This is a genomic window from Terriglobus sp. 2YAB30_2 (genome assembly GCF_052114765.1).
GTDB lineage: Bacteria > Acidobacteriota > Terriglobia > Terriglobales > Acidobacteriaceae > Terriglobus.
Genome location: NZ_JBFRFJ010000004.1, coordinates 361161 through 377355, shown reverse-complemented (window position 1 = coordinate 377355; position 16195 = coordinate 361161). Strand labels below are relative to the sequence as shown.

Here is a 16195-nt window from a genome sequence, read left to right as displayed (position 1 = left end):
ATTCGCGCGTTGCGCGAACGTGGAAGCGCATCTCGTAGGATTGTGAGGCAGCCTTTCTAATAGTCATTGCTAATCACTTCGAATGAACTTGTTCATTCGAGTGATCTATCGCGCAATGCGCGATCGTCTTGCTTAAGGGCATGGCTTCAGCCATGCCGTACGAGAGCTCGAAAGAGGAGCGGCTTCAGCCGCTGAGGGCAATTTACCGGAAAAGCAGATCAGTCCGAAAATGACAAACAAAGGACTCTGCATGCTCGAGAAAGCCGTGCGTCCTTTCGCTATTTGTCTGTCGATACAGTTCTAAGCCTGTGCGATCGGCGTGCTGGAGGGATCAGGTACCGCAATCGCGGCGGCTACCGGGCGCTTCTGCTGGAAACACTGACGGCAGAGGACCGGACGTCCCTGCGTCGGCTTGAAGGGCACGGTCGTCTCCACGCCGCACTCGCTGCACTGCGTGCGAGTCTCAGTCCGAGTGTTAGGTGCAGAACCGGATCCCCGCGCCGCCCGCTTCGCCTTGCACGGCTTGCAGCGCTTGGGATCGTTCTTGAACTGTTTGTCGAAGAAAAATAGCTGTTCCCCGGCAGTGAAGACGAACTCACTGCCACAGTCGGAGCACTTCAGAATACGGTCCACAAACTCCATGGGGGGCTTCTTTCATTACGTACGTAAAAGAAGGCATCACGCCAGACAGCGCGTAGAAACCATAAACCTATTTCTTTGTCAGTGCTTGGGCCCGGAGAGCCGTGGAACCGGCTCCGTATATCTCGTTAGACGACTTAGGTACGCCGAACGCCGCCGGAAAAAGAAGACCTCGGCGGAGAAGTACATCCTGGATGGCAGGACCGCCGGCATCCGTGCCGCGGTCCTGCCCGGTACTGCTGTTAGTCCTGCTCCTTGCGCGACTTCTTGCGGTTGCGCTTGCGGGCCAGGGCTTCCTTCACGCGCTTCTTCTCACCCGGCTTCAGGTAGAAGGAATGACGCTTTACTTCCTTGATAATGTCTTCCTGCTGCACCTTGCGCTTAAAACGGCGCAGGGCATTTTCAAGGGGTTCGCCTTCTTGAACTCGAACCTCTGCCAATGGAGATACACCTCACTCCCGTCCCGGTAAGGGATCGTCTAAGAATATCTGATTTTCGGCCAATTGCCAGCAAATCCAGCTTTCTGCACCGCAAATAGTGCAACTGAATCATGCCGTTCGCCGGGAAGAGAGCCACAGGGTCAGCAGTGCCAATTCGCCGATAAAAATCGCCTCCGCCACGATGAAGTTCGACGGCCTGGAGGCAGCCACCACCAGCAGAACCACTGCCAGTAACGCCACGCACACCATGGCCAGCCGCCGCGAATAGGTGTAGCGGAAGGCCGGCATCACGGACCGCGCTGGAGCCTGCTCCGGCAGACGGGATACAAGACGAGCCGCGAACCCATCAGGCACCGGGACCTGCGGTCCGCGATCGAGGGCCTCCGCGATGCGGAGATCGAGACTCTGATTCCGGTCGAGATCTTCGGTCATACCCTTACCCTTTCGTGGATCGTAACTGCGGGCTTCACTGCTTCCGGCTTCATCGCCTGCTCGACTCTCTGTTTCAGACGTGTCCGGGCGCGATGCAGATGCGTCCGCACCGTATTAATCGGAAGATTCAGGGTCAGCGCAATCTGTTCGTAGGTCTGCTCTTCCTGATGGAAGAGGGTGAGCACGGTCCGCTCCACCGGAGTAAGCGTCATCACCTGCTGCTGCACCATCGACCAGAACTCTCCAGAGAGCAGCTGCTGCTCTGCCCCCGGATCCCGATGCGCCAGGCGATCTTCGAGCGTTGGACCGCCATCCTCTTCTCCCGTCGACATGGGAAGCAGTGGATCGTCGACACGGCGGCGGCGCTTCCATTCATCCTGCGCTACGTTCACCGTGATGCGGTACAGGTAGGTCGACAGCATCGCCTCTCCTCGAAATGTGGGCAGCGCTCGATAGAGCCGCAAAAACACCTCCTGCGCCAGATCCTCCAGATTTTCCCGGCGGTTCACCAGCCGGGCGAGGGTACGGAAGACCTGCTGCTGGTGCTCCTGCACGATCTGTTCGAATTGGGCGTTAGTCTGCAAAGGCGGTAGGACTGAGATTGTCGCCGAAAGTTTCACCTCATCGCCTGAAACTTTCTCTGCGACCTGCAGTCTTACGCCCGCAGAACACAAGGAGGTACAACAGATGCACGCATTCTTCAGCCCATTCGTCGTTCCTGTGGCCATCTTCGCAATGATCGCCATCCTGGGCGTCGGAGGCATGGTCTCTGGCTATCACGAGAAGAAACTCAGGGTCGAGCAGCGTATGGTGGCCCTGCAGCGCGGTATTCCCCCGGACCAGATCGAAAAGATCTTCGGCGCCGCCGAGCGCGCCGAGGAGCGCGGCGACCCTTTGCGCAGCATGGGGAACGCACGCCGTGCAGCCCTGATTCTGATCGCCTGCGGTGTCGGCATCATCGCCACATGTCTTCTGCTGACCCTGATCCTCCAGGTTCGGGAGATCCTGGCAGGTGCGGCCGGCGGTTTGATTCCGGTAGCGATCGGCATCGGATTTTGGATCGACTACAAGATTCAGGCGCGTGAGATGGAGCGCCTGGGTCTTGTTGTCAGCGAAGAGTGAGTAGAATCGAGCGCATGATCCGCTCTTACCAGGGAAAGACGCCCATTATTGGCCAGGGCTGCTATATCGACCAGTCCGCGCAGGTGATCGGCGATGTCGTCTTCGGAGACCAGTGCTCGGTCTGGATGAACGCCGTCGTTCGCGGCGACGTCAACGCGATCCGCATCGCATCGAAGACCAACATTCAGGACTGCGCCGTGCTGCACGGCATGCGCTACGTCCACCCGGTCCATATCGGTGAGCTGGTCACCATCGGCCACTCGGCCGTTGTCCATGGATGCACGGTAGAGGACGCTGTCCTGGTCGGCATGCACGCCACCATCCTCAACGGCGCGCGTATTGGCGAAGGCTCCATCATCGCCGCGGGAGCCCTGATTCCTGAGGGCACCGTGATTCCGCCGCGTTCCCTGGTGGCAGGCCTGCCAGGAAAGGTCCGCCGTCAGCTCGACGACAAAGACCGCGAGATGATTCTGCAGTATGCCAACAATTATCTGGACTACACCAAGATTTATCTGGAAGAAACGACCTAGTTGCTGGTTGCTAGGACGTATCGACAAATTCGGTTTGTGTTGATTCGTATTTTTGTTAGAGATTTTGGGTATTCCTAACCCACCCTAGCGTTGCGAGGGTGGGGCACCCGGGCAATATAAGCGCTGAAGGCGCGCTCTATATCAGCCTGGGGCAACGCCCCAGGTCTCCGGCATATTGAATGGATCAAGGGCTGAAGGCCCGCTCTATAACTCTCATGCCACGTGGCTCGAAAATTCCGCCTTGGAGAGGAAACCGGCCCCTTTCCCCGAGGGACATGGCCCCAGGGTATGGGCTGAATTTTTCCGATACTCCCTAGGCCAGCGAGTTCCACAATGCGAGGCGGGCGTGCAGCGCCGCCTCAGCTGCGTCTGCGGCTTCCAGCCAGCGTGCCCGATCGTTCCCACACAGCTTGGCCACCATCTTCAGAGCCATCGGTCCGTGTTCGCCGCCATCGACTTCAATGTGGCGGTTCAAATACCAGAGGAAGGGCTCGAGCTTCGGCTGCAGCTCTGGTGCGAGCCGCTCGAGAAAGCCCTGGAACATTTCCGGGATCAGGTCTTCGCGTCCGAAGGTAAACGCCGACGCGATGGTATGCAGCTTTCCGGTCTCAATCAGCGCAAAGGTGTGACGCACGAACGACGCTGCTCCCATGGGAGCAACAGCCGCTACCAGCCCTTTCTGCACACCGCTGCCGCCACGAAGAAGCGCAAGGAAGGCATCGATGGACTGGGTCGAAGCTCCGGCCGAACGCATTGCCAGCAGATAGAGCTCAAAGTGCGACATGTGCTGATGGGCATAGACATCGCTCTCCTCACCGAGAACGATCTGGTTTACGAGATGGCAGGAGACGGGGTCTCGCGAGGGCAGCCAGGGAACCTCGACACATGTAAGACCGCGCTGCAGCGCCTTCAGCAGCGACATGAAATCCCAGACCGCGTAGACGTGCGTCTCCATGAAGCGATGCAGGTCGTTCATGGTGCGGAAGGAGGAGAAGAGAGGATGGGCGGCCAACTCATTGTGCAGCGGCTGAATCCGTTGCTGAAGTTGCGCTAACTGCTCGGCGGCAAAATCTACATTCACGTGGTTAAGCATCGCATGTTATGTCAACTTCTTCTCTGCCACTTTTAGTGCTTCCTCCACGGCCTTGCGGGCTCGCTTCTCGCGGCTCTCCGGGGTGCGGTAGTAGAAGATGCCCAGCAGGTGGTTGCGCCGCTGCACCTTCGTCATCAGCTTCCAACCCCTCTCCGACAGCGGATTCTCACGGAAGAGCATAACCAGGATCGGTGGCGTGATCTGTTCACCCTCCATGGTGAGCATCACGCGCTCAAGGAATCGCTCCGTGCGCTCTTTCAGCGCCTCCGGCGTCTTGGGCTCAGCCATATGGCGCGCAATGTCATGCTTGGCAGAGTCAGAAAACTCGTCGTAAAACTTCTTGAGCGCACGGTCTTTCTTCAGATAGGGCACAAGGGTAGGCGGCACACCGAAGTCACGCTCCTCCAGGTCAGGCTCCATGGTGATGGTTACCACCGAACCCGGCACGGCGTTTGCCCCCTTCTGCATCGCCTTGTTCACCAGGAGAAAGAAACCGCCTCCACCGCCTTTGGGAAAGAGCGAGCTGCGAAAAGCATACCCATTGACATCGCCTCGCACCCGCAGCCGCTTCCGCTCCGGCCAGGCCTTCGACGGGTCAAACGGAAGATACGCGACAACCCATCCCAGATTTCCCTGGAGATGCTCCAGCTTGGCTTTGAAGGTCCTGGGTTTGTTCTTCGACGACGGCATGCAGGCCATTATATGAACGGCTTGCTGGAAGCGTGAGAAAGAAGTTGTACCTCAGCGGCTAAAGCCGCGTTTCTTCCGTAGCCGATACGGGACGGCTGAAGCCGTCCCCTTAAGCAAGGCATTCGCGCGTCGCGCGAACGGAAAAGCAAGTCGCGGAGTGCGCTACAAAATATGTATTGAAATCAGCGGACCCTTCGTCCATCGCGAGATCCAAGACTTGAGGATGCTTTTCGTTTTGCTTAAGGGCACGGCTTCAGCCGTGCCGTATCGGCGTGGCAAATGACGCGGCTTTAGCCGCTGAGGTACCGCTTGCCACGCCAGCCCTGAGCGAAGAATGGAACAACAAAAGCAGATTTCTGCACGACTCTACGAAATGACAAAGCAAAAAGTCGAGCGTTATCGACTCAGCGATAGCCCATGCGCCACCGAAGTGAACTCGTTGCCGGTGCGCAGCTTGCCCTCGCCGATCATGCGATGAAAGATAGCCCGCACCGCGGGGACAAAGCTGGTGCCGCCGGTCAGGAAGACTCGGTCGATCTGCTGCGGCTGCACCCCGGTACTCTCAAGCAGGCTCGCGACCGCCTGCTCGATTGCCTCCAGCTCATCGGCGATCCATCCCTCGAACTCGCTGCGCTTCACCATTGCACGCAGTTCAAGATCGTCGTCCCGGAAGAAGAACTCGGCGGTCTCCTCCAGCGATAACTGCACCTTGGTCCGCTGTACAGCCTGGTGCAACTGGTAACCGAGATCGCGATCGATGAGCGTGATGAGCGCCGTGATCTTCTCTGGCTCGAGCGCGGAGCGTTCTGCCCGCGACAGGATCTCCATGACATTGCGTGTCCGCAAGAACGAGAGATAGTGCCAGCGTTCCAGGTTGGCGAAGATCCAGTTCGGCACAGCGGGCAGCAGCTTCTTCAGCGAGCGAGCCAGCGTATCTGCCCCCAGTGCCGGAGAGACCAGCTTGCGCACGATCTTTGCATCGAAGGCATCACCCGCGAGTCCCAGGCCCGAGGTCCCAAGCATCGATTTACCGCGGTCTGTCTGCGTGCGAAACGATGGCCCCACATGCAACAGCGAAAAGTCCGAGGTGCCGCCACCGAAGTCGCCGATCAGGATCAGTTCGTCATGCTCCAGGGAGGACTCATAGCTATAGGCAGCGCCGATCGGCTCCAGTTGAAAGTGCACCTCTTCGTATCCGGCGAGCTCAAAGGCGTGACGCAGACGCGATTCGGCGAAGGCATCATCCTCCTCCGACTCCGAGCCGACAAAACGTACGGGGCGGCCCGCCGTGACGCTGCGTATGGGATGACCAAACTGCCGCTCGGCTGCGACCCGTACGTCGGTCAGGATGCGTGCGATCAGGTCTTCGAGGGTGTATCTGCGGCCAAAGACCTCGGTGCCGGTCAGCGACCGCGACGGCAGATAGGACTTGAGCGACTGGATCAGGCGCCCTTGCGTCCCCGATGCCTCGTGGTCGGCAGCAAGGTAGTGCTCAATGCCGCGCGGCCCGGTGTAGGAGTGCACCAGCGGACGCCCCTTCTCCCGCACCTGCTCCAGATACAGCAGCGACCGGTACGACGGCGTCTCTCCCGCCGGTGCAGCGAAGTGCGCGAGCGTTACCTCGGCACCGTCTGCACGGGCGATGGAGGTATTGGTTGTGCCAAAGTCGATACCGATGCGAAGCGGACGCATCCGATCATTATTTCGTGAAATGCGGATTGGGTGGGGTAGCTCCGGATTAAGGAGCTAGTTTCCTATTGCCAGAACCGGAAACGAAGAAGCTCGGACCCTAAAAAGAAGTAGTTGGTCGGTTTGATTTCTGAGAGTATGGACGCAGTGCGATGAATATCAGACGGAAAACCTCGGCAGCACTTTATTTCGCGGGAGCAACAATTGTGTTGCTAGTACGTTTAGGATCGCCGCATTTCTCAATAATGGCACCAGTAGACACTGCTTCCATTAGTTATGACATCTTCTCCGCAATTGGCTATTTGGCTGGAATCGGATTAGTTATTTGTGGCTTCAAGAGACTACGGAAGCCCGAGATTTCAAACTGACCCATTCCCGATTTTCAAAACTGATACGCAGGTTGAGGAGATTAGACAAAGGGTTCGCGCCCAGCGCGAATACCCATGTCCTTTAAAGGGACATGGGGTACCCGGTCTTGTGGAAGCTCACGACTTCAATCCTGCCACCAGCTTCTCCATGTGGGAGACGTGGTGCAGGTCGTGGCCGGCGATGGTCGCTAGTTGTACAGAGAAGGGTGTGAACCCGCGCTCTGGATGCGAAGCTCCGCGCTGTTTCTGCTCGTCGGTCACCGTCGAGAGGAACCTCAGGTTCCAGTCACGGAAGGCCTCGTAGAACGCCACTGCGGTCGTATAGTCGTACGCCGCGTAATGCTCGGCCCACTTGTCCTGATCGAAGGGCTGCAGTTCAGGATTGTCGACGGCCAGCGTCTGGCGCAGGCGGAAGCCGAAGGCCATCTCGCAGTCGGCCAGGTGCGCGAAGATCTCGCGGATACTCCACTTGCCCGGCGTGGGCGGCGTGTTGACCTGCTCAGCACTGAGACCTGCGACCAGAGCCTTCAGCTTCGCCGGCGTGGTGGCCAGCACGGTTGCGGGATCGTTATCTCCGAGGGCGGCAGCATAAGGATTAGGAGCCATGGGGGAAGCATAGAGCATTTTCCCTGTAGGCGTAGCGCAGGGATTCCGCATCTATGGGCATTTTCCGCAATGAAAATGCCGTCACACGCCTCTTCCGGAATACCCGGTAACAGGGAAAATGCGGTAGCTGGTGACAACGATGATTGAATAAGAAATATGGCCAACATCGCCGGCAGCGAACAACAGACGTCGATTCGCCTGCCATGGAAGATCTTCTGGGTGGGACTCATCGTCCGCGTCCTCTACATGACCCTGGCCCACACCTACCGCATCCGTCTTTTTGAAGACCACTTTCAGTTCGGGTGGGAGGCCGGACGCGTCGCGCGTGCTCTGGTTACTGGCTACGGCTATGCCGATCCCTTCCAGGGACATACTGGTCCCACCGCATGGCTGCCTCCGCTTTATACCTTCCTCATCGCCGCGTCGTTCAAGCTCTTCGGTATCTATAGTCCGCTGTCGGCATGGTTCATCCTCACGATCAACAGCTTGTTCTCTGCCTTGACGGCGCTCGCTGTCTACGAGATCGGTTACCGCTGCTTCAACCCGAGGGTCGCTCTGTGGTCCGCATGGTTGTGGGCTCTGTACCCCGCAGCCATGCAGTTCGCTGTGAAGTGGGTTTGGGAGATGACCCTCACCTGCTGCCTTTTCACCTGGATCTTCGTGCTCGCCCTGCGCATGCGCGAAAACGGCGGCGGCACATGGCGGCAATGGACCATCTTCGGCATCTTGGGTGGCCTGCTGGCGTTGACCAACGCCACCCCCACGGTCTTTCTCCCGGTAGCGGCGCTGTGGGTGCTTTGGGGTGTTCCCGGACATCGGCTACAGGCGTTCAAACGCGCCGTCGTTGCCGGTGTTGTTGCAGGTTCCCTGCTGGCTCCATGGGTGATTCGCAATTACCTGGTCCTGCACGCCTTCATCCCTATCCGCAGCAACTTCGGGGCGGAGAACTATATGGGGAACTCTTCCTGGTCCGTTGGTTTCCCCTGGGGCACGACTGTTCCACTCGAAAACACACGCATCATCGACGAGTACCGCGCCAAAGGCGAAGTGCAATGGGTAAGAGACCGCGGCGCGCTGGCTGAGGAGTGGATTCACACCCATCGCCCCGAATTCTGGAAACTAAGCGCACTGCGTGCCTACATGTTCTGGGCGGGCGTGCCCCAACCGGTCATTCCGCACAAGGAATACGTCGAGTACGGCCGTGAGTTGAACTTCACCTTCGGAACCGTGGTGGGTGTGCTGGGATTGCTGCTGGCGATCAAGCAACGGCGCAAGGCAGCCTGGCTAATGACGCTGGCGTTCCTGATCTACCCGCTACCGTATTACTTCGTGACCGTGCAGGCGAGGTTCCGGCACATTCTGGAGCCGCTGATCATGGTGCTGGCGGTAAACCTGTTCCAGAGCGCGGAGAAGCGGAAGCCGGTGTTCTGAGGAGCCGTACAGTTGCACCATTTGCAGTGCAGCGTTTATGTGCTTAACACAGAAAGCCCGGCACGCTGCGCGCCTGCCGGGCGACTGAAACTTATTCTTTTGAAACGGCTTAGGCCTTGACGACCTTACCGGACTTGATGCAGCTGGTGCACACGCGGATGCGCTTGCTGGCGCCGTTCACCACAGCCTTCACGGCCTGCAGGTTTACGTTCCAGCGGCGGCGGGTAACGTTGTGCGCGTGCGAAATGTTGTTACCAAACTGCGGTCCCTTGCCGCAAAACTCACAGGTCTGTGCCATGACAAATCTCCAGGTCGTCTCCCGACAATCAGGTTTGACGAAGGTGTTTTCGCGCAGTGGGAGGGCGTTTCGCCTCGCTTTGGGCCGCCAGGCCACCAGAACGGGGCCGCGGGCTTGCTGCGGAAGTTAAAGAATACCGTATTTTTGGCCTCCGGGCAATCAAGAGGACAGCCATACGGAGCAGCCCGTATGCTTATCCCCAACAGGAGAAAGCACAACGCATGAAAGCCCTGATGCTTGAGGCGTACGAACATCTGCAGGTCATCGATATGCCCGTCCCGGCCGTTGCCGCCGACGAGGTTCTGATCAAGGTCGCCGCCTGCGGCATCTGCGGAAGCGATGTTCACGGCTACGATGGCGGTTCCGGCCGCCGGATTCCACCCATCGTCATGGGCCACGAGGCCGCAGGCATCATCGCCGCGGTCGGCTCTGAAGTACAGGGCTACAAGGCCGGCGATCGCGTCACCTTCGACTCCACCGTTTACTGCGGTAAGTGCGAGTTCTGCAAACGGGGCGAGGTCAACCTCTGCGACAACCGCCAGGTGATGGGCGTCTCCTGCGGAGACTATCGCCGCCATGGAGCCTTTGCCGAGTTCGTTGCCGTGCCCGAGCGCATCCTCTATCAGTTGCCGGAAAACTTCCCCTTCGAAGAGGCTGCCATGTTGGAGGCCGTCGCCGTTGCGCTGCATGGCGTGCGTGTCTCGCAACTGAAGCCGGGTGACTCTGCCCTGGTGATCGGTGCCGGCATGATTGGCCTGCTGACTGCCCAGGCCGCGCGCGCTGCCGGAGCACGCTCCGTTACTATCGCCGACGTCGATGCTGCTCGCCTGCAGATGGCTGTCGATGTCGGTATTCCGGACACGCTGCATCTTTCGGGCAACGACCTGGTCGCCGAGATCCTGCGCCGGACCAGCAATCTCGGCATGGATGTCGTCCTCGAAGCCGTCGGCCGTGCGGAGACTGTCGTTGCTTCTATCGAATGCGTACGCCGCGGCGGTACGGTCGGCCTGATCGGCAATATTCAGCCTGAGGTTCCGTTGCCGTTGCAGCGCGTGGTCACGCGTGAGGTCCGGCTGCAGGGTTCTTGCTCCTCCGCAGGTGAGTACGTCGAAGCCATTCGCCTGATGTCCGAAGGCGCCATCACGGTAAAGCCCCTGATCTCCGCCGTCAGCACGCTGGAAGAGGCTGCCGACTGGTTTGCGCGTCTGCATGCGCGTGAGGCGGGTCTGCTCAAGGTTGTCGTTGCACCCGGTAAGGAGAACTAAGCGTTGAGCGAGAACCTCTTCGATCTGACAGGACAGGTAGCCGTTGTTACCGGGGCATCGCGCGGCCTGGGACAGTACTTCTCTCGCGCCCTCGGACGTGCGGGCGCAAAGCTGATCGTCACCAGCCGCAAGGCCGGCGACTGCGACGCCTTCGTGGAAGAGCTCGCCGGCATGGGTGTCACGGCTCACGCGTTAACTCTCGACGTGCGCGACGAGAAGAGCATCACCGCCTTCGGCCCGGCTGCCGATGCCGTCTACGGCAGGGTCGACATCCTGGTGAACAACGCCGGATGCAACATCCGGAAGCCGGCGCTTGAGGTCACCTGGGAGGACTGGAACACCATCCTCGACACCAACCTGCGTGGAGCCTTCTTTGTCGCACAGACCATCGCACGTGGCATGATCGCCCGAGGCTACGGACGCATCATCAATATCGGCTCGGTCACCAGCGTGCGTGGATCGGCAGGTCTTGGACCCTATGGCGCCAGCCGCGGCGGCATTAAGCAGTTGACGATGAGCCTTGCGGATGACTGGGGAGAGCACGGTGTGACGGTCAACGTGCTGGCTCCGGGATGGTTCAAGACCAGCCAGAACCGCGTGATGTATGAAGATGAGGGCTGGGTACAGTATCTGGTCGAGCGCATCCCGCTCAAACGTCCGGGAGCTCCGAATGACCTGGACGGTGCGGTGGTCTTCCTGGCCAGCGAGGCTTCCCGATACGTGACCGGGCAGACGATCCTGATCGATGGCGGTATTTCGGTGGGTGCGACACGAGCTTTGGTAAAGAAGAGTTAAGGCGGGATCTACACGCTGGGTGCCCCGGGTCCCGCTTCTGGGACCTGGGTATCGCGCTAAGCGCCACCGCCTTTGAACTTGGAACCGCGAGTGCGGAAAAGCAGATTTCTCCGCTTCTACTGGTCGACCACCCCAACCAGCAAGCTGGTCGGGGACCCCGGCCCTACAAAATGACAAACAAAAAGCGGTTCGAGCTTCGCTCGAATTTCCCACATAAGCTTCGCGTATCCACCCCAACGAACTTCGTTCGCTGGGGACCCCGGTATGTGGGGCACCCGGCCTGTTCTACGCCTCTAACGCCCGCCGGACATCGATGGGCTGAATCCGCCCAAGCAGGAAGGCGTACGACAACACGCCGATCACCAGGTACGCCGCGGCGATCCCGAAGGCCCAGGTGAAGTTATGTGTCGCCTGCACGGTATATCCGGTCAGGATCGGCGCCGCAATGGCAGAGAGCTGGTTCGAAAAGTTCATGATGCCGCCCACCTTGCCGGTGCTTGTATTCGGCACCAGCAGCGAGGGCAGGCTCCAGCAGATGGGTGATGCCGCGGAGAGACCTCCGATCGCAATCGAGATGGGCACCAGCGCCGAGACAACATCGTGGGCAAAGGCCGCGCCGATCAATCCCAGTCCACAGGTTGTCCCGATCAACAGAACTGAACGCCGCACCGTGCTCGCATCTTTGCCGCGACGGATCAGAAAGTCGACCAGCACACCGCCGATGAAGAAGCCGCAGGCCGTGGCGATCAGCCAGGGCGCAGAGGTGAAGAGGAACGACTGCCGCAGCGAGATATGCAGTGTCTCTGCAAGATAGGTCGGCAGCCACGTCAACAACAGATAGAAGACGTAGTTGTACGACCCCGCGCCGATTGCCAGACCGATCACTTTGCGCTCGCGTAACAGGTGGGTCAGCGGAATCGGCGGAGCCAGAATCGCAGCCGCATCCTCTGTCTCGGAACTCGGATGGAGTACGTTTCGCATGGTGAAGCGATCCGGTTCGCGGTAGAGCAGCGCAAACAGCCCGAGATACCCAAACGAAAGCGCCGCCGTAAAACCAAAGGACATTCGCCAGCCGACGCGTAACAGCAAGAGCCCGAGCAAGGGCACACCGATCCCGTTGGCCAGCTTTGCTGCGCTGTCAAAGATCGCCGTCGCCAGCGACCGTTCATGCTGCGGGAACCATGCACCGACAGCTTTCGCATTCGCCGGAAAGGTGGGAGCTTCACCAATACCCAGCAGCAGCCGCGCCGCGAAGAACAGCAGCACGCCGGGTGCAAATGCGGCCGCAATCGAAGCAATGCCCCAGATGGCAATCGAGTAGAGCGAGACCTTACGCACGCCGAAGGCATCGAGTATTACCCCGGTGGGTAACTGACACGCGGCATAGGTCCACGAATACGCCGCTGAGAGCTGGCCAAAAACCGATGGCGTAATTCCAAAAGTCTGCACCAGAGCATCGTGCGAGACCGAAAGATTGACACGGTCGAAGTAGTTCACCAGGACGCCGACGCCAAGCAGTATTCCAACGGTCCAGCGATACGACGCAGCATTGCTGTTTTCAATTTTCATCGGGCATCGCGACTCTATCACGCCAAAGCTACAGCTTGCTTACTGCCTGGATCACCGCTCTCCGGTGTAATGCCGAATTCGGCCATGCGTTCTCCCATGCATCACCCATGCGGCGGAACGTCGCATAATCGAGGAGATGGCGATGGAGCACGAACACTACGGCAGCAGTCACCAGGGCGCGAAGTCGTCCCCTTTCAACATCGTCAGTCAGCCGGCGCAGAAAGATCCGGTCTGCGGCATGATGGTGAATCCGGCCACCGCTCCTGCGAAGGCAGAGCACCAGGGCAAGACCTATTACTTCTGCTGCCCGAACTGTGCTGCAAAGTTCAAGGCCGATCCGGAGAAGTATTTGAACCCAAAGCCCGCGGCTCCTCCGACCGCTGCTGAGACCTCGGCGGAATACATCTGCCCCATGGACCCCGAGGTTAGCCAAAAGGGACCTGGCAGTTGCCCGAAGTGCGGCATGGCGCTTGAGCCGGCAGTGCCTGTAGCTCTCACACGCACCGAGTACACCTGCCCCATGCATCCGGAGGTGGTGAGTGACCATCCCGGTAACTGCCCCAAGTGCGGCATGGCGTTGGAACCCCGGACGATCGAAGTTGAAGAGCAGGAAAACCCTGAGCTCACTGACATGCGCCGCCGCTTCTGGATCTGCGCGATCCTCACGGCTCCGGTCTTTGTGGCCGCCATGAGCGGCATGCGCGCGGAGCATCTTTTCGGTGGGCGTACGCTTCACTGGCTGGAGATGGCGCTCAGTACACCGGTCGTGCTGTGGGGAGGATGGCCCTTCTTCGAACGGGCGGCGCAGTCCGTCCGCACACGCAACCTGAACATGTTTACGCTCATTGGCCTTGGGGTCGCTGCTGCCTATGGCTATAGTGTGGCCGCGCTCTTCTTCCCAGATCTCTTCCCTGCTGCCTTTCGCGATGAGATGGGAGAGGCGCCGGTGTACTTTGAAGCCGCCGCTGTCATCGTGGTGCTGGTGCTGCTGGGTCAGGTGCTTGAGCTGAAGGCGCGTGCGCGCACCGGAGAGGCGATCCGCAGTCTGCTTGGCCTTGCGGCGAAGTCGGCGCGGCGCATCAAGACAGACGGAACCGAAGAGGATGTTCCACTCGACATGGTTCACGCCGGCGATCTTCTCCGCGTTCGTCCCGGCGAAAAGATTCCCGCCGATGGCGTGGTCACGGAAGGTGCAAGCTCTGTCGACGAGTCGATGATGACGGGCGAGCCCATACCGGCAGAGAAGCATGCAGGCGACCGCGTGACCGGAGCTACAGTCAACGGTACGGGAACGCTGGTGTTGCGTGCCGAGCGCGTTGGTCGCGAGAGTCTGCTCTCCCAGATCGTGCAGATGGTCGCCGAGGCACAGCGCAGCCGCGCCCCGATTCAGCGTCTTGCCGACCAGGTCGCCGGCTACTTTGTTCCCGCCGTCATCCTTGCCGCTGTACTCGCTGCCGTTGCGTGGGCTCTCGTGGGACCCCAACCGCGGCTGGCGCATGCACTCGTCTCTGCTGTCGCCGTCGTGATGATCGCCTGCCCCTGCGCTCTGGGACTGGCGACGCCGATGTCCATCATGGTCGCCAGCGGCAAGGCCGCACACATCGGTGTGCTCTTCCGCAATGCTGAAGCGATCGAGACACTGCGCAAGGTCGACACCCTGGTTCTCGACAAGACCGGCACACTTACCGAGGGCAAACCGCGCGTTACCGCGATCAGGACCTATGGCATAGAGGAAGCTCGTCTGCTGCGGCTGGCGGCCAGCCTGGAGAACGCCAGCGAGCATCCACTGGCAGCCGCGATCGTTGCCGCGGCCAAAGAACGCGGCCTTAGCTTGCTGCCCGTCACGAACTTCTCCTCGATCACCGGTAAAGGCGTTCGCGGCCATGTCGACAATGCCACCATCGCACTCGGCAACACCGCCCTGATGCAGGAGCTGGGAATCGATACCTCTTCCACTGAAGCCGACAAGCTGCGCCGCGAAGGGCAGACGGTCGTATTCCTGGCGCAGGACAACATATTGCTTGGCACTCTCGCTGTCGCGGATCCCATCAAAGCCACTGCCCGCGAGGCCTTACGCCAACTGCACAACGAGGGTCTTGCGATTGTGATGCTGACCGGCGACAGCCGAGCGACGGCAGAGGCCGTGGCCTCACAGCTGGGAATTGACCAGGTCATTGCCGAGGTATTGCCCGCCGGCAAGCGCGAGGCGATTGAGAAACTGCAGCAGGCGGGGCATGTTGTCGCTATGGCAGGCGACGGCGTCAACGATGCGGTCGCCCTGGCAAAGGCCGATGTCGGCATCGCCATGGGAACCGGCACCGACGTCGCCATGCAGACGGCGGGAGTCACGCTTGTGAAGGGCGATCTCAACGGCATCCTGCGTGCCTACCGGCTCAGTGAAGCAACCATGAGCAATATCCGGCAGAACCTGTTCTTTGCCTTTATTTACAACGCGTTGGGCGTACCGGTTGCCGCGGGAGCACTGTATCCCATCTTTGGCATTGTGTTGAGCCCGATGATTGCTGCGGCGGCGATGAGCTTCAGTTCGGTGTCGGTGATTGCGAATGCGTTGCGGCTGCGGATGGCGAAGATTTAGGGTTTATCGACAGATTCGGATCCCGTACTCTGGGTGCCCCATCCATCGCTTCGCGATGGGTGGGACGTTCGAGCGAAGCTCGAATAAAGTAGGAGCCGTGCAGTTCATAGCCGCCATCCCTCGAACTATCTCTCACCTGATAAATCTGTCGATACAGCAGAAACTTGATTCGCGCAACGCGCGAATCTCCCACCCATCGCGTTGCGATGGATGGGGCACCCAGGGTCTAGGCTACTCAGAGCGCTGCTTTCACTTTCTTCGGCAGCTTCTCGAAGACGCGGTTATGAGCCTGGCGCAGCAGGTCTTCCAGCTCGGCCTTGCGGAAGACGTTCCAGCCTGCCAGAGCAATCCACTTTGCCCGTGCCAGGTAAGGCGCGGGTAACACTCCTTCAATCTCCAGCAGCTCGTGAAACCGCTCCGGATCGGCGGCGAAGCTGAAGACCACCGGCTGCCGGCCCAGGCGGGACTCGTCGTCCAGATTGATCAGGGCGAACATCTTTCCGCCTTTGGTCTTATCGCCCACCCAGAAGACGAGGTTGTCGCCCCACTGGCGGGTCTCCGCGACGTGAGGCAGGGAGCGCAGGAACTTACGGACACCTTCGACATCCATGCCCGCAAGTATCCCACGCCCG

General features: G+C 59.7%; 17 protein-coding genes. 6 read left to right on the top strand and 11 right to left on the bottom strand.

The window, feature by feature from the left end; all coding sequences use genetic code 11:
- Nucleotides 1-300 precede the first annotated feature (300 nt).
- The 4 genes from AB4Y89_RS09210 to AB4Y89_RS09195 form a co-directional block, all read right to left on the bottom strand.
- Nucleotides 301-642: a zinc-ribbon domain containing protein gene (locus tag AB4Y89_RS09210; protein WP_442300621.1), complete on the bottom strand. Its 342-nt coding sequence runs from the start codon at nt 640-642 to the stop codon at nt 301-303.
- Between the two features lie 239 nt (nt 643-881).
- Nucleotides 882-1079 (bottom strand): 30S ribosomal protein S21, encoded by a 198-nt coding sequence (gene rpsU, locus AB4Y89_RS09205; protein WP_147645753.1) that lies wholly within the window; start codon nt 1077-1079, stop codon nt 882-884.
- Between the two features lie 108 nt (nt 1080-1187).
- Nucleotides 1188-1511: a hypothetical protein gene (locus AB4Y89_RS09200; RefSeq protein WP_442300620.1), complete on the bottom strand. Its 324-nt coding sequence runs from the start codon at nt 1509-1511 to the stop codon at nt 1188-1190.
- A complete protein-coding gene (locus AB4Y89_RS09195) occupies nt 1508-2095 on the bottom strand; it encodes an RNA polymerase sigma factor (protein WP_442300619.1) in 588 nt (195 codons plus the stop codon). The genes AB4Y89_RS09200 and AB4Y89_RS09195 overlap by 4 nt, the downstream gene beginning before the upstream one ends.
- 103 nt (nt 2096-2198) lie before the next feature.
- Between AB4Y89_RS09195 and AB4Y89_RS09190 the strand changes: the two genes are divergently transcribed.
- Both AB4Y89_RS09190 and AB4Y89_RS09185 read left to right on the top strand, forming a co-directional pair.
- On the top strand, nt 2199-2633 hold the full coding sequence (locus AB4Y89_RS09190) for a hypothetical protein (RefSeq protein WP_442300618.1): 435 nt from the start codon (nt 2199-2201) through the stop codon (nt 2631-2633).
- Nucleotides 2634-2647: 14 nt separating this feature from the next.
- Complete coding sequence (locus AB4Y89_RS09185; protein WP_442300617.1) at nt 2648-3163, top strand: gamma carbonic anhydrase family protein; 516 nt, start codon at nt 2648-2650, stop codon at nt 3161-3163.
- Between the two features lie 313 nt (nt 3164-3476).
- On the opposite strand, the gene AB4Y89_RS09180 is transcribed toward AB4Y89_RS09185, so the two are convergent.
- From AB4Y89_RS09180 to AB4Y89_RS09165, 4 genes are all read right to left on the bottom strand, one after another.
- Nucleotides 3477-4256, bottom strand: coding sequence for a DUF3050 domain-containing protein (locus tag AB4Y89_RS09180; RefSeq protein WP_442300616.1), 780 nt, complete (start codon nt 4254-4256; stop codon nt 3477-3479).
- 6 nt (nt 4257-4262) lie between these two features.
- Nucleotides 4263-4946 (bottom strand): YdeI/OmpD-associated family protein, encoded by a 684-nt coding sequence (locus AB4Y89_RS09175; protein WP_442300615.1) that lies wholly within the window; start codon nt 4944-4946, stop codon nt 4263-4265.
- 396 nt (nt 4947-5342) lie between these two features.
- Complete coding sequence (locus AB4Y89_RS09170; protein ID WP_442300614.1) at nt 5343-6638, bottom strand: Hsp70 family protein; 1296 nt, start codon at nt 6636-6638, stop codon at nt 5343-5345.
- 482 nt (nt 6639-7120) lie between these two features.
- Complete coding sequence (locus tag AB4Y89_RS09165) at nt 7121-7660, bottom strand: DinB family protein (RefSeq protein WP_442300613.1); 540 nt, start codon at nt 7658-7660, stop codon at nt 7121-7123.
- 105 nt (nt 7661-7765) lie between these two features.
- Between AB4Y89_RS09165 and AB4Y89_RS09160 the strand changes: the two genes are divergently transcribed.
- Nucleotides 7766-9040 carry an ArnT family glycosyltransferase gene (locus AB4Y89_RS09160; protein ID WP_442300612.1) on the top strand — a complete coding sequence of 425 codons (1275 nt, stop codon included), beginning with the start codon at nt 7766-7768 and terminating at the stop codon, nt 9038-9040.
- 109 nt (nt 9041-9149) lie between these two features.
- On the opposite strand, the gene rpmB is transcribed toward AB4Y89_RS09160, so the two are convergent.
- Entirely contained in the window at nt 9150-9338 is a 189-nt protein-coding gene (gene rpmB, locus AB4Y89_RS09155) for a 50S ribosomal protein L28 (protein ID WP_147645762.1), read from the bottom strand.
- A 221-nt stretch (nt 9339-9559) separates the two neighbouring features.
- Here rpmB and AB4Y89_RS09150 point away from each other — a divergent pair, with 221 nt between their 5' ends.
- Together AB4Y89_RS09150 and AB4Y89_RS09145 are read left to right on the top strand one after the other, a co-directional pair.
- Complete coding sequence (locus tag AB4Y89_RS09150) at nt 9560-10603, top strand: galactitol-1-phosphate 5-dehydrogenase (RefSeq protein WP_442300611.1); 1044 nt, start codon at nt 9560-9562, stop codon at nt 10601-10603.
- A 3-nt stretch (nt 10604-10606) separates the two neighbouring features.
- On the top strand, nt 10607-11398 hold the full coding sequence (locus AB4Y89_RS09145) for an SDR family NAD(P)-dependent oxidoreductase (protein WP_442300610.1): 792 nt from the start codon (nt 10607-10609) through the stop codon (nt 11396-11398).
- 285 nt (nt 11399-11683) lie between these two features.
- Here the strand turns inward: AB4Y89_RS09145 and AB4Y89_RS09140 are convergent, their stop codons facing one another.
- On the bottom strand, nt 11684-12967 hold the full coding sequence (locus tag AB4Y89_RS09140) for an MFS transporter (RefSeq protein ID WP_442300609.1): 1284 nt from the start codon (nt 12965-12967) through the stop codon (nt 11684-11686).
- A 142-nt stretch (nt 12968-13109) separates the two neighbouring features.
- Between AB4Y89_RS09140 and AB4Y89_RS09135 the strand changes: the two genes are divergently transcribed.
- Nucleotides 13110-15563: a heavy metal translocating P-type ATPase gene (locus AB4Y89_RS09135; protein ID WP_442300608.1), complete on the top strand. Its 2454-nt coding sequence runs from the start codon at nt 13110-13112 to the stop codon at nt 15561-15563.
- Between the two features lie 235 nt (nt 15564-15798).
- On the opposite strand, the gene AB4Y89_RS09130 is transcribed toward AB4Y89_RS09135, so the two are convergent.
- A complete protein-coding gene (locus AB4Y89_RS09130) occupies nt 15799-16173 on the bottom strand; it encodes an MmcQ/YjbR family DNA-binding protein (protein WP_442300607.1) in 375 nt (124 codons plus the stop codon).
- Nucleotides 16174-16195 lie beyond the last annotated feature (22 nt).